Below are 16,030 nucleotides of genomic sequence, written 5' to 3'. Positions count from 1 at the left end.
TGGTGAACAAGGACGCGCAAGGAGGCGTGCGGTGAAGGCCACCATGTATCGCGATGTGGCGAACCCACTCGCAGTACGCAGGGACACGGACGAGCACTGGACCGATCTGGCCGAGTGCCGCGGAGCGGACCCGGAGATCTTCTATCCCATTTCCCCCGCAGGCCCCTCTCAGGTCATGCTGGAGGAGGCGAAGCGGATCTGCCACCGCTGCCCCGTGGCCTCCGCCTGCCTGGACTGGGCGCTGCGCGCCGGTGAGCCCGCCGGGATCTGGGGCGGCACGACTCCGGAGGAAAGGCGCTATCTCCGTAGGTGAGCTCGGAGATAACCTAAGAACTTATCGGGTATATCGGTCGTTAATCTAAAAAACGACAGATAGGGCAGGTTCCCCGATGAGCGACCAAGGTCGGGCGTTCGGCCGCAGGGCCGCAGGAGAACTGACCGTCCAGGCCACCCGCGCCCTGTCGGGCGCGGCCCTGGTGGGCGGGACGCTGGCGCTGATGTGGTTGCTGGAGGCCATCGACTACGTCCTCGGCGGCTGGCTCGACGTCTTCGGCATCCGAGCCCTCTACCTGCCCGACCTCCCACAGATCTTCAGCGCGCCCTTCCTGCACGGCGGCTTCGAACACCTCGTCGCGAACACGGTGCCCTTCGCGGTGCTGGGCTTCGTCGCCGCGTTCCGGGGCCCGGGCAAGTTCGTGCTGATGAACCTGATCGTCATCGTGGTCGGCGGCCTGGGCGTCTGGCTGACCGGGCCGCCCGACTCCGAGACGCTGGGCGCCAGCCTCCTGGTCTTCGGCTACTTCGGCTACATCCTCGGCCGGGGATTCTTCGAACGCCACCTGGGCGACACCCTGATCGCGGTGGCGGCCTTCATCTTCTACGGGAGCATCCTTTACGGCGTGCTGCCGACCAACACCATGATCTCCTGGCAGGGGCACCTGTTCGGGCTCATCGGAGGGCTGATGGCGTCCTTCGCCCTGCGCCGCCGCAGGGTCGCGTCGACCGCCCCGGTGCCGTACCAGGTGTGATCAGGACCGGGGACGCACGGAGACGTCCGTGATGACGGCGTCGACGGGAGTCTCCAGCGCGCCGAAGATGGCCCTGGCGACGGTCGAAGGCGCGATGTAGTCGGACGGGTCGTACGGCTCGCCTTCCTGCGCGCGGACCTTGCGCTGCATCTCGGTGGCCGTGCGTCCCGGGTAGACGCTCGTCACCCGGATGCCCGGCTCCTCCTGCCGCAGCGCGTCCGCGAGGGCCTTCAGCCCGTGCTTGCTGGCCGCGTAGGAGGCCCAGCCGGGGTTGGCGCGCAGGCCCGACCCGGAGTTGACGAACACCACGTGGCCCGAGCCCGCCCGCAGGGACGGCAGCAGCAGCCTGGTCAGCTCCGCGGCGGCCACCAGGTTGACCATGAGCTGGTCGATCCACTCCTCGGCCTCCTGCTCGGCCACCCGGCCCAGTTCGCTCGTTCCGGCGCTGTGGATGATCCCGTCCAGTGCCGGGGGCAGATCGGCGACGGCCAGCGCGGCCTCGATCCGGCGCGGTTCGGACAGGTCCAGGGGGACCGTCCGGACGTGCTCGTTCGCCGGCGCCCCGCCCGCCCGCGGCAGCGTCCAGCCCTGGGTCTGGCCGTAGGGGGACGCGGAGAACCGGGAGGCGATGGCGGCCAGCCGTTCGGGCGACCGGCCCGAGAGGACCAGGTCGTGCCCGTGTTCGCGCAGCAGTTCGGCGGTGGCCAGCCCGATGCCCCCGGTGGCCCCGGTGATCAGATACGTTCCCATCCTCTCAAGCCCCCTGTCGGTCGGATCCTGCTCAGTTGGGCCGCAGTACGCGTGCCACCCCGGCGATCAGCGCGGTGGCGAGAATCCACCCGCTTGCGATGATTCCGTACGCCAGCCACTGGGTCCAGCCCACCGCGTCCCAGGCCTCCCGCTGCCCGAACGCGCCGATCGGGATCAGCAGGTCGACCACGTAGGCCAGCGCGTTGAAGTCCGGCCGCTCCGCCGGCTCCTTGAGCGGCCGCGGCTGCACCTCGCCGAAGACGACGGTGCCCAGGACGACGATCGCGGCCAGCCAGGCGAAGGCCAGCCAGGGCCGGTACCCGTAGCCCACGGTGTAGTCGAGCAGAGCGCCCCACGTCCGGGACGGCCAGGGCAGGGTGCGGCGGCGCCTGCGCATCTTCAGCAGCTGGGTGCGCCGCGCCAGGTGCTCGTTGCCGTCCTTGAGGTACCAGGCGGCCAGCTGCTCGTACGGCTGGGGCCGGAACCCCTCGGGGTCGCGGCTCACCCAGTCGGCGCGCCGGGTGACGCCGCCGCCGCGCAGTGACTCGTAGGTCGCCCCGGTCAGCCGCAACTGCTCCGGCCAGAAGTCCGGGTTGTCGAGGATCACCCCGAACCTGGCGTAGGACATCGAGACGACGCCCTCGATCGGCTCGGACGGGGTGAGGATCAGTTCGCTGACCGTGGCGTGGCTGAGCTGCAGCGCCACCCGGCCCGGCGCCCGCATCGACCCCGCCCGGTCGAACGAGAGCGTCCCGTCGATCCGCGCCCCGCGGAGCTTGACGGTGCCCTCGGCGTGGAACCCCTGGCCGCACTCCATCGCGTCGGCCACCGCGATGTTCTGCCCGTCCATCGCGATGCGCCCGGGGTTGACCAGCCGGGCGCCCTCCATGAAGAGCCCGCCGGTCAGCCGGGAGCCGGTCATGCGCATCCCGCCGGTGATCTCGGCGTGCCGGGCGAACATGCCCGCCTCCACGAGCAGCGCGCCGGCGAAGAACGCGTACCTGTCGTCCTGCGCCGTGATCTTCGTGCCGTTCATCCGGAACCCGCCGAGCAGCTGGGCGCGCACCAGCTTGACCTGCCCGTCGATCACCGAGCCGGAGAGGCTGACGTACCCGTCCGCGCGCAGCCCGCCCCCGTCGAAGCCCGGCATGACGCAGTCCGCGAACCTCAGCTGCCGGGTGCGGGCGTTGCCGAAGCGCGGCGCCTCCTCCAAGGCGCAGCGCTCCAGCAGCAGCTCGCATTCGACGTCGCCTCCGGCGACGTCCAGGCGGCCGGCGATGCGCGCCCCCCGCAACCGGACCGCCGGGACGAACCCCTTCTCGACCTCGTTGCCGCCGAGCAGCAGCCGGGCGATCACGGAGGCGGACACGAGGTCGTCGGGCTCATCGGTCAGGTCGACCAGGGCGCCTCTGGCGTAGGCGTCCCACAACCGCTGCTCTGCGCTGTTCAGTTCGGGCTCCGGATCGCGTGCGGCTCGGTTCCAGGTCGCGTGTGGCTTAGAAGAAACCCCGCTTGCGGCCGGCCTGCTGGAGGAAGGCGTCGATCTCCTGCTCCCAGTTGGTGTTCTCGAAGCCGACGTTCGGCACGGTGAAGCGGCTGAACGTGTCGTGACTGTTCCCGAACACCGCCCGCTTGTCCAGCTCGAGGATGACCTCGGTGGTCTGGGGGTTGCTGACGAAGGTCACCTCCAGCTGCTTGAAGGACTGGGCGTAGCGGCCGCCCGGGTGGAACTCGATCTCCTGGTAGAAGGGCAGGAGCTGGGTGACCCCGTAGATGCGGCCCTTCTCGCAGTCGGCGTTGCGGAAGTGGAAGCCGAGGTTGGAGAACGCGGCCAGGATGCGCTCCTGGGCGGGCAGGGGGTGCACCGCGACGGGGTCGAGGTCGGTGGCGTCGACGGCGCGGGCGACCTCCAGCTCGGTGGCGACGCCGACGGTGGTGCCGCGCAGCGGCTGGCCGTACATGTGGGTGAGCGGGGTCTCCCACGGCGCCTCGAGCTGGAACGGGAAGCTGTGGCGCACGCCCGGCTGGAGCTGGAAGGCCCCGGAGAGGTGGGCCTTGGCGTACTTCTCGTTCTGGGTGTACTCGTTGTCGCCGCTCTCCACCTCGACCCGGGTCACGAGGGCCACGTTGATCCCCAGGATCTCGGCGGCGCTGTCGCCCCCGGTCAAGTGGATGTCGCCGACGATGATTCCACCGGGGCGGACGTTGGAGTCCCTCAGGATCGTCTCGATCGAGGGGCCGCCGACGCCGAAAGCGCTGAGAAGCTTCTTGAAGACCACTTTTTCGTCTTTCTTTTGTGTCCGGATGGATCTCGGGTGGGTCTGGAGTGACCAGCCGATACTTCTCTTAGTCGTGCGGGAGAAGACGGACGTTCCGTTATGATCTCCCCCAACTATGTGGTGTGAGTCACAGTCTGGTAGGGCACCCTGGAGACTTGTCACAGTTACCGGCGGGTAGCATCATCGATAGTTACTAACCGGTAGACGCGGGGTGCGCGGCAACCCGCCGAGTAAGACGGGGTGTCATCCATGGGGCACTACAAGTCCAATCTTCGGGACATCGAGTTCAACCTCTTCGAGGTGTTCAACCGCCAGGAGATCCTCGGCAAGGGCCTTTACGAGGACATGGACGAGGACACCGTGCGGAGCATCCTCGACGAGGTCGCGCGGCTGACCACCGGCCCGGTGGCGGAGTCCTTCGAGGACGCCGACCGCAACCCGCCGAAGTTCGACCCGGCCACCGGCGAGGTGAAGATGCCGGAGTCGTTCAAGAAGTCCTTCAAGGCGTGGATGGACGCCGAGTGGTTCCGCCTGGACCTCGGTCCCGAGCTCGGCGGCTCCCAGGCTCCGCGCTCCCTGGTGTGGGCGGTGGCCGAGCAGGTACTGGGCGCCAACCCGGCCGTCTACATGTTCTCCTCCGGCCCGGGCTTCGCCCAGATCCTCTTCAACGAGGGCACCGAGGACCAGAAGAAGTTCGCCCAGTACGCCGTCGACCGGCAGTGGGGCGCCACCATGGTGCTGACCGAGCCCGACGCGGGCTCCGACGTCGGCGCCGGCCGCACCAAGGCGATCCAGCAGCCCGACGGCTCCTGGCACATCGAGGGCGTGAAGCGCTTCATCACCTCGGCCGAGCACGACATGTCCGAGAACATCTACCACCTGGTGCTGGCCCGCCCCGAGGGCGCCGGACCCGGCACCAAGGGCCTGTCCCTGTTCCTGGTGCCCAAGTACCACGTGGACCTGGAGACCGGTGAGCTCGGCGAGCGCAACGGCGCCTACGTCACCAACGTCGAGAAGAAGATGGGCCTCAAGGTCTCCACGACCTGCGAGCTCACCTTCGGCGAGAAGCAGCCGGCGGTCGGCTGGCTGGTCGGCGACAAGCACGACGGCATCCGCCAGATGTTCCTGGTCATCGAGTACGCCCGCATGATGGTCGGCACCAAGGCCATCGCGACCCTGTCGACGGGCTACCTGAACGCGCTGGAGTACGCCAAGGAGCGGGTCCAGGGCGCCGACATGACCCAGATGACCGACAAGACCGCCCCGCGCGTCACCATCACCCACCACCCGGACGTCCGCCGCTCGCTCATCACCCAGAAGGCCTACGCCGAGGGCATGCGCGCGCTGGTCCTGCTGGCCTCGACCTACCAGGACGCCGTCGAGATCGCCAAGCACGAGGGCCGCCACGACGTCCAGGCGGAGAAGATGAACGACCTCCTCCTGCCGATCGTCAAGGGCTTCGGCTCCGAGCGCTCCTACGCGCTGCTGGGCGCCGAGTCCCTGCAGACCCTGGGCGGCTCGGGCTTCCTGCAGGAATACCCGATCGAGCAGTACATCCGGGACTCCAAGATCGACACCCTCTACGAGGGCACCACCGCGATCCAGGGCCAGGACCTGTTCTTCCGCAAGATCCTGCGCGACCAGGGCGCGACCCTGAACGTGCTGCTGGACGAGATCAAGGCGTTCGCCGCGTCCGAGGCCGGCAACGGCCGCCTGAAGAACGACCGCGCCCTGCTGTCCCAGGCCGTGGCCGACACCGAGGGCATCATCGGCACGATGGTCAACGCCGCGCTCGGCTCGATGGAGAACCCGAAGGAGGTCTACAAGGTCGGGCTGAACAGCACCCGCCTGCTGATGGCCCTCGGCGACACCGTCGTGGCGTGGCTGCTGCTGCGCCAGGCCGAGGTGGCGCTGGGCCGCCTGGGCGGCGAGGTCTCCGACGCCGACCGCAACTTCTACACCGGCAAGGTCGCCGCGGCGCAGTTCTTCACCGCGAACGTCCTGCCCCGGCTGTCCTCGGACCGCGTGATGGCCGAGAACGTCACCCTGGACGTCATGGAGCTGCCGGAGGAGGCCTTCTAAGGCCGCTCCGCTCCTCGAAGGCGGCAGAGCACCGCGAAGCCCCGGCACGGATCCCGTGCCGGGGCTTCCGTGTTCCCGCGTTTCCGTCTTCGAGGGGATCCGACTCCCGGCGGGAGTGGCCGGGTCCGGCCTCGGCCGGTGATCGCGCACACAGCGACGATCGTGTGTCCGATGCCTCGCGGATGGGGAGACCTTTACCGAGCATTCCGGGTTCGGCGAAGGGAAACTGCGATGCGTTTCAGTCTGGCGATCTTCCTGTTCACGATAGGCGCCATCCTCAAGTTCGCCATCAAGGCGGACGGCGATCCGGTGGACATCAACGCGATCGGCGTCATCTTCATGATCATGGGTGTGGTGACCCTCGCCCTGCAGTACCTGCCCCCGCGGCGGGCCGGGGTCGACCCCGAGATCGTGCCGCACATCGAGCGGCCGGTCGACGGCGTGGTCACCCGCGACGTCACCACCCGCACGACCCGGGACGTGATCGACTGAATCTTTCCCGTGGTGTCGCGGTCTCACCGAAGATTCACGTCTGACGCGGCGGTGCCGGGGTAGATCTTACGGTAGGGGATGGTAGGGGCCGAGTGATCTGTGCCACGATGGGCGCAGACCTCCCTTACGAGCCCCGCCGTGACCCGGTGGGGGGCGGAGGGGGCCCCGGCCACCCGGAAGTGCGGCGACCCCGCGCTCCGGGCAGACGAAGGAGGCGGTCGTGACCCTAGACGCGCACACCGCGCAGGACACCGAGTTCATCCAGTTGCTCACGCCCGAGGGCGAGCGGCTCGAGCACCCCGACTACCCGCTCACGCTGACCGACCAGCAGTTCCGCGACCTCTACCGGGACCTGGTCGTCGTCCGGACCCTGGACGGCGCGGCGGTGGCCCTCACCCGCCAGGGCGAGCTGGGCCTGTGGCCCTCGCTGCTGGGCCAGGAGGCCGCGCAGGTCGGCTCCGGCAGGGCGCTGGGCGCGGGGGACATGGTCTTCCCCACCTACCGCGAGCACGGCGTCGCCCACTGCCGCGGACTGCCGTTCCTGAACATCCTCAAGCTCTTCCGCGGCGTGGACCACGGCGGCTGGGACCCGAAGGAGCACGGCTTCCACCTCTACTCGATCGTCATCGGCACCCAGACGCTGCACGCCACCGGCTACGCCATGGGCATCCAGCGGGACGGCCGCCATGGCACCGGCATCGGCGACGCCGCCATCGTCTACTTCGGCGACGGAGCCACCTCCCAGGGCGACGTGAACGAGTCGTTCGTGTGGGCGTCGGTCAACGACGCGCCGATCGTCTTCTTCTGCCAGAACAACCAGTGGGCCATCTCCGAGCCGCTGGAGCGCCAGACCCGGATCCCGCTGTACCGCCGGGCCCAGGGCTTCGGCTTCCCCGGCGTGCGGGTGGACGGCAACGACGTGCTGGCCTGCCTCGCCGTCACCCGCCGCGCCCTGGACCTGGCGCGGACCGGCCGCGGCCCCACCCTGGTCGAGGCGTACACCTACCGGATGGGCGCGCACACCACCACCGACGACCCCACCCGCTACCGGGACTCCGACGAGCTGGAGGCCTGGAGGCTCAAGGACCCGATCGCCAGGCTCAAGGCGTACCTGTCCCGCGAGGGCCTGGCCTCCCCCGACTTCTTCGACGAGATCGACGCCCACGCCAAGCGGGAGGCCGCCGCGCTGCGGAAGGCCTGCCTGGCGCTGCCCGACCCGCCCCCCGCGGAGCTGTTCGACCGGGTCTACGCGGACCCCCACGCGGTCCTGGAGGAAGAGAAGGCCGCTTACGACTCCTACCTGGCGGGGTTCCGATGACCGAGATGATCGAGACCATGCCGCGGCCGCGCAGCGAGACGCTGACCCTGGCCAAGGCGATCAACCAGGGGTTGCGCAAGGCCATGGCCGACGACCCGAAGGTCCTGGTCATGGGCGAGGACGTCGGCAGGCTCGGCGGCGTCTTCCGGGTGACGGACGGCCTGCTGAAGGAGTTCGGCGCGGAGCGGGTGATCGACACCCCGCTGGCGGAGTCCGGCATCGTCGGCACCGCGATCGGCCTGGCGCTGCGCGGCTACCGGCCGGTGTGCGAGATCCAGTTCGACGGCTTCGTCTTCCCCGCCGCGAACCAGATCATCACCCAGCTCGCCAAGATGCGGATGCGCTCGCGCGGCGCGGTCGAGCTGCCGGTGGTCGTGCGGATCCCCTGCGGGGGCGGCATCGGCGCGGTCGAGCACCACAGCGAGTCGCCCGAGGCCTACTTCGCGCACACCGCGGGCCTGCGCGTCGTGGCCTGCGCCGACCCCGCGGACGCCTACCGGATGATCCAGCAGGCGGTCGCCTGCCCGGACCCGGTCGTCTTCTTCGAGCCCAAGCGCCGCTACTGGGACAAGGCCCAGGTCGACCCGGCGGCCGAGTCCGTGCCGTTCGGACGGGCCGTGGTGGCCCGTCCCGGAACCGATGCGACCCTCCTGGCCTATGGGCCCATGGTGAAGACGTGCCTGGAGGCCGCGCAGGCCGCCCAGGAGGACGGCCGCTCGCTCGAGGTCGTCGACCTGCGCTCGCTGTCCCCCCTGGACACCGCCACGATCCTGGAGTCGGTGCGCCGCACCGGCCGCTGCGTGGTGGTGCACGAGGCCCCGGTGTTCGGCGGCTTCGGCGGCGAGCTCGCGGCCCGGGTCGCCGAGCACTGCTTCTACCACCTGGAGGCGCCCGTCCTGCGGGTCGGGGGCTTCGCCACCCCCTATCCCCCCTCGAGGCTGGAGGACCACTACCTCCCCGACCTCGACCGGATTCTGGACGCGGTGGACAGGACGTTCTCATGGTGAGGCACTTCAGGCTCCCCGACGTGGGGGAGGGGCTGACCGAGGCGGAGATCGTCAGGTGGCACGTCGCGCCGGGCGACTCCGTCGAGCTCAACCAGACGGTCGTGGAGATCGAGACGGCCAAGGCCATCGTCGAGCTGCCCAGCCCGTACGAGGGCGTGGTGGCCGAGCTGCTCGTGGACGAGGGGGACACCGTCGCCGTCGGCACGCCGATCATCGGGGTGCGCGAGCCGGGGGAGGGCGCCCCGGAGCCCAAGGGCTCCGCGCCCGAGCAGGAGACGAGGCCGCCCAAGGCCGGCGAGGAGACCATCCGCACCCCGGTGCTGGTGGGCTACGGCGTGAAGCCCGCCAGCACCAGGCGCAGGCCCCGCAGGCCCGCGAACCGTCCGGCGGCCGCGCCTCCGGCGGGCAGGGCGCTGGCCAAGCCCCCGGTCCGCAAGCTCGCCAAGGACCTGGGCGTCGACCTCTCCACGGTCGTGGGCACCGGTCCGGAGGGGACGGTCACCCGCGAGGACGTCCGCGCGTCGGTGGAGACGGCCGGCGCGGTGGCGCCCGCGGAGCGTGAGCGGCCTCCGACGCCTCCACGGAGCGCCGACGAGGAGCGGATCCCGGTCAAGGGGGTGCGGAAGGCCACGGCGGCGGCAATGGTCTCCTCCGCCTTCTCAGCGCCGCACGTGACGGAGTTCCTGCAAGTGGACGTCACGCGCGCCGTGAAGACGGTGGAGCGGCTCCGCGCCCTCCCCGAGTACGCCGAGCTCAAGATCAGTCCCATGCTGCTGGTCTCCCGGGCGCTGCTGACCGCGGTCCGCCGGCACCCGATGATCAACTCCTCCTGGGACGAGGAGGCCCGGGAGATCGTGGTGAAGCGCCGGGTCAACCTGGGCGTGGCCGTCGCGGCCGAGCGCGGCCTGCTGGTGCCCAACCTCAAGGACGCCCACGCGCTGCCCCTGCCGGAGCTGGCGGCCGGACTCTCCGCCCTGATCGCCAAGGCCCGCGACGGCCGGTGCGATCCGGCCGACCTCACCGGAGGCACCATCACCATCACCAACGTCGGCGTCTTCGGCGTCGACGCCGGCACCCCGATCCTGAGCCCCGGAGAGTCGGCCATCCTCGCGGTCGGCCGGATCCGGGAACTGCCCTGGATGCACCGGGGGAAGATCAAGCCGCGCCGGGTGGCGACCCTGTCGCTGTCGTTCGACCACCGCGTCGTCGACGGCGAACTGGGCTCGGCCGTCCTGCGCGAGACCGGCGCCCTGCTGGAGGACCCCTTCCGGCTGCTCGCCCTCGGCTGAGGGTTTCCGGCTTCGGCTGCCGGTTCGGAGAGTGTCGGGCTGGGGTGTCGAGCCGGAGGTGTCGGGCTGGGGTCGTCGGTTCGGGGAGTGTCGGGCTGGGGTCGTCGGTTCGGGGATGTCGGGCTGGGGTCGTTGGTCCAGGGGGCTGTGTCTATCTGGGGGGCGACCCCCAGACCCCCGCGGGGGAACAGCCGATCCTCGCTTCGCTGCGGTCGTCTGTTCCCGGGGCTACTCCCGCGACAGCGCGCGGGAGGCTCCGGCCGCCACGGTGAGTCCCAGCAGGAGGCCCGCGGCCACCAGGACGTTCGCCGCCACCTGGTAGATCCCCGCGGGCGCGAACACCGTCTCCTGGTTCAGGGAGCCGATCGGCAGCAGCAGGTCCAGCGTGTAGAAGAAGGCGTTGAAGTGCGGCTCGTGCTCGGGGTCCAGCTTGCCGGGCTTCTCGATCGTGAACAGCACCGTGCCCGCCACCTGCAGCGCCCCGAGCCAGGCCAGGGCGCGGAACGGCCGGTAGCCGTAGCCGACCAGGACGTCCTGCAGGTAGCCGAAGATCCGGTTGTGCCAGGGCTGGGTGGCCCGCCGGTCGCGCTGCTTGGCCAGCAGGACCGCCCGGCTGTCGGTGTCCAGCCCGATCGTGCGGTAGGTGACCGAGAGCCGCTCGTACGGCTGGGGCTGGTAGCCGTCCTTGTCGCGGCGGATCCACTCCAGCCGCTCCACGGCGGTCAGCGGCGGTTCGAGCATCTCGTAGGCGAATCCGTCGAGCTGGAGCGAGGACGCCCAGGTGGCCGGATCGTCTCGTACCAGGGCGATTCTGGCGTAGGAGAGGTCCACCACCCCCTCCACCGGGGCGGCGGGGCGCAGCAGCAGCTCCTCGGCGGTCAGCCGCTGCACGTTCAGCGCGGTGCCGTCGGGATTGGCCAGCCGCGCTCCCTTGAAGCTGAGCTGCCCGCCGATCTTGGCTCCGGCGAACGAGGCCTCGCCGGTGCAGTCGAAGCCGTCGGAGCAGTAGACGTCGATGTCGACGATGAGGTCGTCGGCGTTGAGGGCCCGCCCGCGGTGCTTCAGCCGGGCTCCGACCAGCGACAGGTAGCCGCCGACGCGGGCGCCGCGCAGCCGGATCTCGCCCTCGGCGTCGAAGCCCTCGTCGCAGAAGACGTTCGCCGCCACGTCCAGCCGGGAGGCGTACAGCGCGGGCCCGTCGGCGTTGCGCAGGGTGGCGCCGCGGAAGATCAGCTGTCCGCCGATCCGCGCGCCCGGCAGCCGCACCTCGCCTTCGGCGCGGAAGCCCCGGTCGCAGTAGATGTTGGCCTCGACCTGGAGCCGGTCGGCCAGCAGCGCCTCCTCGGCGGGGTTGGTGAGCTGGGCTCCGGACAGGCTGAGGATGCCGCCGATGTGCGCCCCGTCCAGCAGCAGCCCTCCGGTGATGACGCTGCCCTCCAGCCACAGGTGGCCGTCGACGCGGGCGCCGGAGGCGACCAGGCCGGGCAGCCTGCACTGCATCAGGTGCACCGACTGCAGCTGCGCCCAGTACAGCCGGGGAGGCTCGGCCAGCACGCACTCGGTGAGCGTCAGCGGGACCTGCACCTGGGCGTGGCCGAGGTCCAGCGCGCCCGTCACGTACGCTCCGCGCAGCTGGAGCTTGGGCACCTGGCCGGGTTCGGGCTCCCTGGCCCCGGTGAGCAGCGCCACCAGCACCGAGGCGCGGACGCGGCGGTGCGGGCCCCACTGGTCGGCCTGCGCGGCGTCGAGGGGGGTCAGGTCCACCAGTTCACCGGCGGGGAAGGCGTCCCATACCCGGCGTTCCGCGGGGGTGAGCTCAGAGACGTCCAAGGACTGGCTCCTGGGGGGAGGGTCGCGCACGTGGCGTACGCTTTCGGATTGCCGTTAAGACTAGGACAGTGATCAGCCGTGGGCGTAGCCCATGAGGGGGGAAGAGCAGTGGCGCGTGTGGTCGTGGAGGTCATGCTGAAGCCGGAGATCCTGGACCCGCAGGGGCAGGCGATCTCGCGGAAGCTTCCCCAGATGGGCTTCGAGGGCGTGACGGCGGTCCGCCAGGGCAAGCGGTTCGAGATCGAACTCGACGGCCCGGCCGACGAGGACGCGGTGGAGCGGATCCGGGAACTCGCCGGCACGCTGCTCGCCAATCCGGTTATCGAGGACTTCGAAGTCCACGCGGAATGAACTGCGGGGGAACAAGACCGCATTGTCGCGTTCCAGTGGGTAACTCATTCAAACGGTTCGCCACCAGGTGATTATCGCGGATACCGCGGGGAACTGTTAGGTCCGTCCGACTTTCCGAGGTGGGCCTGGTGAATATGAAATTCTCGCTGGCTTTGCCCTGTGAGGAGCTGAGCGTGCCGGTGATCCGCCGGGTGCTCGGGGACGCGCTGCGCGGGCTCGGTGTTTCCGGAGACTGCGTCCACGACATTCTGGTGGCCGCCTCCGAGGCGTGCACGAATGTCGTCAGGCATTCCGCGACCCTCGAATACGAGGTCACCGGACGCATAGAAGAGGGCGCCTGTGTGCTCTCCGTCACCGACCACGGGAAAGGCCTCGACCCCGCGGTGCGCCCGGTGGAGGAACTCGCCGAATCCGGCCGCGGCCTGGACATCATGAGCTCCCTGGTGGACGACCTGGCCCTCACCGCCACCCCCGACGGGGTGCGCGTCGTCCTGCGCAAACGACTGACCTGGAACGAAGAGGCGCCTCTGCCCCGTCTCGAATCCGAACTGGTGCGCAGCGCCGGGTAGGTTAGGCCGGTAGACGGCCGTCCTCACCTGGGACGCCGAGGATCGCAATGGAGTGCAGATGGCCCGCGTGGGCGTCATCACTTTTCCTGGTTCCCTCGATGATCGCGACGCCGCCAGAGCGGTGCGCATAGCGGGCGGAGAGCCTGTAGAGCTGTGGCACGCCGACACCTCGTTGCAGGGGGTCGACGCGGTGGTGCTCCCTGGAGGCTTCTCCTACGGGGACTACCTCCGGGCCGGAGCCATCGCCCGGTTCGCCCCGCTCATGGAGGAGCTGATTCCGGCCGCGAAGGCGGGCCTCCCCGTCCTGGGCATCTGCAACGGATTCCAGGTCCTGGCCGAGGCCCACCTGCTGCCGGGCGCCCTCATGCCCAACGCCGAGGGCCACTTCGTCTGCCGCGACCAGCGGCTGCGCGTCGAGAACGCGGCGACGGCCTGGACGTCGGAGTACGCGCAGGGGCAGGAGATCGTCGTCCCGCTGAAGAACATGGACGGCCGCTTCACCGCGTCCGCCGAGACCGTCGAGGAGCTGGAGTCCTCCGGCCGGGTGGTCGCGCGGTACATGGACGTCAACCCCAACGGCTCGCTCAACGACATCGCCGGCGTCACCAACGAGGCCGGCAACGTCGTGGGCCTCATGCCCCACCCGGAACACGCCGTGGAGTCCCTCACCGGCCCGACGACCGACGGGCTCGGTTTCTTCACCTCGATCGTCAAGGGCCTGATCAACGCATGAGCGGTACCGACAACGTGGCCCTCGCCGGCCGGACCCCGGATCAGCCCCAGCCCTACAAGGAGCTGGGCATGAACGAGGAGGAGTACCGGAAGGTACGCGACATCCTCCGCCGCCGCCCGACCGCCTCGGAGCTGGCGATCTACTCGGTCATGTGGTCCGAGCACTGCTCCTACAAGAGCTCCAAGATCTACCTGCGCCAGTTCGGCGAGAAGGCCCCCAAGACCGACAAGCTGCTGGTCGGCATGGGGGAGAACGCCGGTGTCGTGGACGTCGGCCAGGGCTGGGCGGTGACCTTCAAGGTCGAGTCGCACAACCACCCGTCGTTCGTCGAGCCCCACCAGGGCGCGGCCACCGGCGTCGGCGGCATCGTCCGCGACATCATCTCGATGGGCGCCCGCCCGGTCGCGGTGATGGACTCGCTGCGCTTCGGCGCGGCCGACGCCCCCGACACCCGGCGGGTCCTGCCCGGCGTGGTCAGCGGGATCGGCGGCTACGGCAACTGCCTGGGCCTGCCCAACATCGGCGGCGAGACGGTCTTCGACCCCTGCTACCAGGACAACCCGCTGGTCAACGCCCTGTGCATCGGCGTGCTGCGGCACGAGGACATCCACAAGGCCTCGGCGTCCGGCGTCGGCAACAAGGTCGTGCTCTACGGCTCCTACACCGGCCCTGACGGCATCGGCGGCGCGTCCGTGCTGGCCTCGGCGAGCTTCGACGAGGAGTCGCAGGCCAAGCGGCCCTCGGTCCAGGTCGGCGACCCGTTCATGGAGAAGCTGCTCATCGAGTGCTCGCTGGAGCTGTTCCACAAGGGCCTGGTGGAGGGCATCCAGGACCTCGGCGCGGCCGGGGTGTCCTGCGCGACCACCGAGCTGGCCGCGGGCGGCACCGGCGGCATGGACGTCCAGCTGGACAGGGTGCCGCTGCGCGACCCGAACCTGCTGCCCGAGGAAATCCTCATGAGCGAGTCGCAGGAACGCATGATGGCGGTCGTCACGCCTGCGAACGTCGACGAGTTCATGGCCGTCTGCGCCCGCTACGAGGTGCCCGCCACGGTCATCGGCGAGGTCACCGACACCGGCCGCCTGGTGATGACCTGGCACGGCGAGGTCATCGTCGACATCCCGCCGCGGACGGCCGCGCACGACGGCCCGGTCTACGAGCGCCCGGTCGCGGTGCCCGCCGACCAGGCGCGGCTCCAGGCGGACACGCCCGGACGGCTGCCGCGCCCGTCGACCAGGGACGAGCTGCGCAAGACCGTGATGTGGCTGGCCGGTTCGCCGAACCTGGCGGACAAGGAGTGGATCACCTCCCAGTACGACCGGTACGTGCTGGGCAACACCGTGCTGGCCCAGCCGGAGAACGCCGGCGTCATCCGCCTGGACGACGAGACCGGCCTGGGCGTCGCGCTGGCCCTGGACGGCAACGGCCGCTACACCCGGCTCGACCCGTACGCGGGGGCCCAGCTGGCCCTCTCCGAGGCGTACCGCAACGTCGCGGCCACGGGCGCGCAGCCGCTGGCCGTCACGAACTGCCTGAACTTCGGCTCGCCGGAGGACCCGGGCGTCATGTGGCAGTTCTCGAAGGCCACCGAGGGCCTCGCGGACGCCTGCCTGGCGCTGGGCATCCCGGTCACCGGCGGCAACGTCAGCTTCTACAACCAGACCGGCAGCACGCCGATCAACCCGACCCCGGTGATCGGCGTCCTGGGCGTGCACGCCGACGTCCGCCGCCGCACCGCGATGGCGTTCGCGGCCGAGGGCCACAAGCTGGTCCTGCTGGGCACCACGCGCGAGGAGTTCGGCGGCTCGGAGTGGGCGCACGTCATGTACGGCCACCTGGGCGGCCTCCCGCCGATGGTCGACCTGCCCGCGGAGGCGGCGCTGGGCTCGGTGCTCATCACCGCGGCCCAGGAGACCCTCCTGTCGGGCGCGCACGACCTCTCCGACGGCGGCCTCTCCCAGGCCCTCGTGGAGGCGTCCCTGCGCGGCGGCCTGGGCGTGCGGGTGGCGCTGCAGGGCGACCCGTTCACGGAGCTGTTCTCCGAGTCCGTGGCCCGCGCCGTCGTGGCGGTCCGCCCCGAGGCCGAGACCCGTTTCGTGGACATCTGCACCCAGGCGGGCGTCCCGTTCACCACCATCGGCGTGGTCGGCGGCGACTCGTTCACCGTCGACGGGCTCTTCTCGATCCCGCTGCACGAGCTGCGCGAGGCCCACACCGGCACCCTGCCGAACCTCATGGCCTGACGGTTCCCGAACGGCCCGCGACAGGGCCCGCCCCTTTCCCGGGGCGGGCCCTGTCCCGC

At 70.3% G+C, this 16,030-nt stretch carries 15 protein-coding genes; 11 read left to right on the top strand and 4 right to left on the bottom strand.

Features of this window, described 5'->3' with window-relative positions; all coding sequences use genetic code 11:
• The first annotated feature begins 55 nt into the window (after window positions 1–55).
• On the top strand, window positions 56–313 hold the full coding sequence (locus ABD327_RS19890; protein WP_344452020.1) for a WhiB family transcriptional regulator: 258 nt from the start codon (window positions 56–58) through the stop codon (window positions 311–313).
• A 76-nt stretch (window positions 314–389) separates the two neighbouring features.
• A complete protein-coding gene (locus ABD327_RS19885; RefSeq protein ID WP_344452019.1) occupies window positions 390–1,028 on the top strand; it encodes a rhomboid family intramembrane serine protease in 639 nt (212 codons plus the stop codon).
• On the opposite strand, the gene ABD327_RS19880 is transcribed toward ABD327_RS19885, so the two are convergent.
• From ABD327_RS19880 to ABD327_RS19870, 3 genes are all read right to left on the bottom strand, one after another.
• The gene (locus tag ABD327_RS19880; RefSeq protein WP_344452017.1) at window positions 1,029–1,778 is read right to left on the bottom strand and encodes an SDR family oxidoreductase; all 750 of its coding nucleotides are present in this window, start codon (window positions 1,776–1,778) and stop codon (window positions 1,029–1,031) included.
• Between the two features lie 31 nt (window positions 1,779–1,809).
• On the bottom strand, window positions 1,810–3,207 hold the full coding sequence (locus tag ABD327_RS19875; RefSeq protein WP_344452016.1) for a hypothetical protein: 1,398 nt from the start codon (window positions 3,205–3,207) through the stop codon (window positions 1,810–1,812).
• A gap of 67 nt (window positions 3,208–3,274) precedes the next feature.
• Complete coding sequence (locus tag ABD327_RS19870) at window positions 3,275–4,057, bottom strand: sporulation protein (RefSeq protein WP_344452015.1); 783 nt, start codon at window positions 4,055–4,057, stop codon at window positions 3,275–3,277.
• Between the two features lie 249 nt (window positions 4,058–4,306).
• On the opposite strand from ABD327_RS19870, the gene ABD327_RS19865 reads away from it, so the two are divergent.
• The 5 genes from ABD327_RS19865 (at window position 4,307) to ABD327_RS19845 (ending at window position 10,245) form a co-directional block, all read left to right on the top strand.
• Entirely contained in the window at window positions 4,307–6,139 is a 1,833-nt protein-coding gene (locus tag ABD327_RS19865) for an acyl-CoA dehydrogenase (protein WP_344452014.1), read from the top strand.
• A gap of 231 nt (window positions 6,140–6,370) precedes the next feature.
• Window positions 6,371–6,631: a hypothetical protein gene (locus ABD327_RS19860; RefSeq protein WP_344452013.1), complete on the top strand. Its 261-nt coding sequence runs from the start codon at window positions 6,371–6,373 to the stop codon at window positions 6,629–6,631.
• 220 nt (window positions 6,632–6,851) lie between these two features.
• The gene (gene pdhA / locus ABD327_RS19855) at window positions 6,852–7,949 is read left to right on the top strand and encodes a pyruvate dehydrogenase (acetyl-transferring) E1 component subunit alpha (RefSeq protein ID WP_344452012.1); all 1,098 of its coding nucleotides are present in this window, start codon (window positions 6,852–6,854) and stop codon (window positions 7,947–7,949) included.
• Window positions 7,946–8,956 carry an alpha-ketoacid dehydrogenase subunit beta gene (locus ABD327_RS19850; protein ID WP_344452011.1) on the top strand — a complete coding sequence of 337 codons (1,011 nt, stop codon included), beginning with the start codon at window positions 7,946–7,948 and terminating at the stop codon, window positions 8,954–8,956. Before pdhA ends, ABD327_RS19850 begins: the two co-directional genes overlap by 4 nt.
• Window positions 8,950–10,245 carry a dihydrolipoamide acetyltransferase family protein gene (locus ABD327_RS19845; protein ID WP_344452010.1) on the top strand — a complete coding sequence of 432 codons (1,296 nt, stop codon included), beginning with the start codon at window positions 8,950–8,952 and terminating at the stop codon, window positions 10,243–10,245. The genes ABD327_RS19850 and ABD327_RS19845 overlap by 7 nt, the downstream gene beginning before the upstream one ends.
• A gap of 228 nt (window positions 10,246–10,473) precedes the next feature.
• On the opposite strand, the gene ABD327_RS19840 is transcribed toward ABD327_RS19845, so the two are convergent.
• Window positions 10,474–12,075, bottom strand: a complete 1,602-nt coding sequence (locus tag ABD327_RS19840) for a hypothetical protein (protein ID WP_344452009.1) — start codon at window positions 12,073–12,075, stop codon at window positions 10,474–10,476.
• A gap of 108 nt (window positions 12,076–12,183) precedes the next feature.
• On the opposite strand from ABD327_RS19840, the gene purS reads away from it, so the two are divergent.
• The 4 genes from purS (at window position 12,184) to purL (ending at window position 15,971) form a co-directional block, all read left to right on the top strand.
• Window positions 12,184–12,426 (top strand): phosphoribosylformylglycinamidine synthase subunit PurS, encoded by a 243-nt coding sequence (gene purS / locus ABD327_RS19835; protein ID WP_344452008.1) that lies wholly within the window; start codon window positions 12,184–12,186, stop codon window positions 12,424–12,426.
• A gap of 173 nt (window positions 12,427–12,599) precedes the next feature.
• The gene (locus ABD327_RS19830; protein WP_344452007.1) at window positions 12,600–12,995 is read left to right on the top strand and encodes an ATP-binding protein; all 396 of its coding nucleotides are present in this window, start codon (window positions 12,600–12,602) and stop codon (window positions 12,993–12,995) included.
• Window positions 12,996–13,053: 58 nt separating this feature from the next.
• Window positions 13,054–13,728, top strand: coding sequence for a phosphoribosylformylglycinamidine synthase subunit PurQ (purQ, locus tag ABD327_RS19825; RefSeq protein ID WP_344452005.1), 675 nt, complete (start codon window positions 13,054–13,056; stop codon window positions 13,726–13,728).
• Window positions 13,725–15,971 carry a phosphoribosylformylglycinamidine synthase subunit PurL gene (gene purL, locus ABD327_RS19820; protein ID WP_344452003.1) on the top strand — a complete coding sequence of 749 codons (2,247 nt, stop codon included), beginning with the start codon at window positions 13,725–13,727 and terminating at the stop codon, window positions 15,969–15,971. The genes purQ and purL overlap by 4 nt, the downstream gene beginning before the upstream one ends.
• Window positions 15,972–16,030 lie beyond the last annotated feature (59 nt).

Origin of the sequence: Actinocorallia aurantiaca, assembly GCF_039533685.1 — a bacterium.
GTDB classification, from domain to species: Bacteria; Actinomycetota; Actinomycetes; order Streptosporangiales; family Streptosporangiaceae; genus Actinocorallia; species Actinocorallia aurantiaca.
Note: the sequence above shows the minus strand (reverse complement) of the source record. Positions and strands in the feature narration are given on the sequence as shown.

Coding starts and splice junctions, on each gene's coding strand:
- ABD327_RS19880 (WP_344452017.1), bottom strand. CDS start 1,778: ATGGGAACGTATCTGATCACCGGGGCCACCGGGGGCATCGGGCTGGCC.
- purL (WP_344452003.1), top strand. CDS start 13,725: ATGAGCGGTACCGACAACGTGGCCCTCGCCGGCCGGACCCCGGATCAG.
- ABD327_RS19865 (WP_344452014.1), top strand. CDS start 4,307: ATGGGGCACTACAAGTCCAATCTTCGGGACATCGAGTTCAACCTCTTC.
- ABD327_RS19885 (WP_344452019.1), top strand. CDS start 390: ATGAGCGACCAAGGTCGGGCGTTCGGCCGCAGGGCCGCAGGAGAACTG.
- ABD327_RS19850 (WP_344452011.1), top strand. CDS start 7,946: ATGACCGAGATGATCGAGACCATGCCGCGGCCGCGCAGCGAGACGCTG.
- ABD327_RS19845 (WP_344452010.1), top strand. CDS start 8,950: ATGGTGAGGCACTTCAGGCTCCCCGACGTGGGGGAGGGGCTGACCGAG.
- purQ (WP_344452005.1), top strand. CDS start 13,054: ATGGCCCGCGTGGGCGTCATCACTTTTCCTGGTTCCCTCGATGATCGC.
- ABD327_RS19860 (WP_344452013.1), top strand. CDS start 6,371: ATGCGTTTCAGTCTGGCGATCTTCCTGTTCACGATAGGCGCCATCCTC.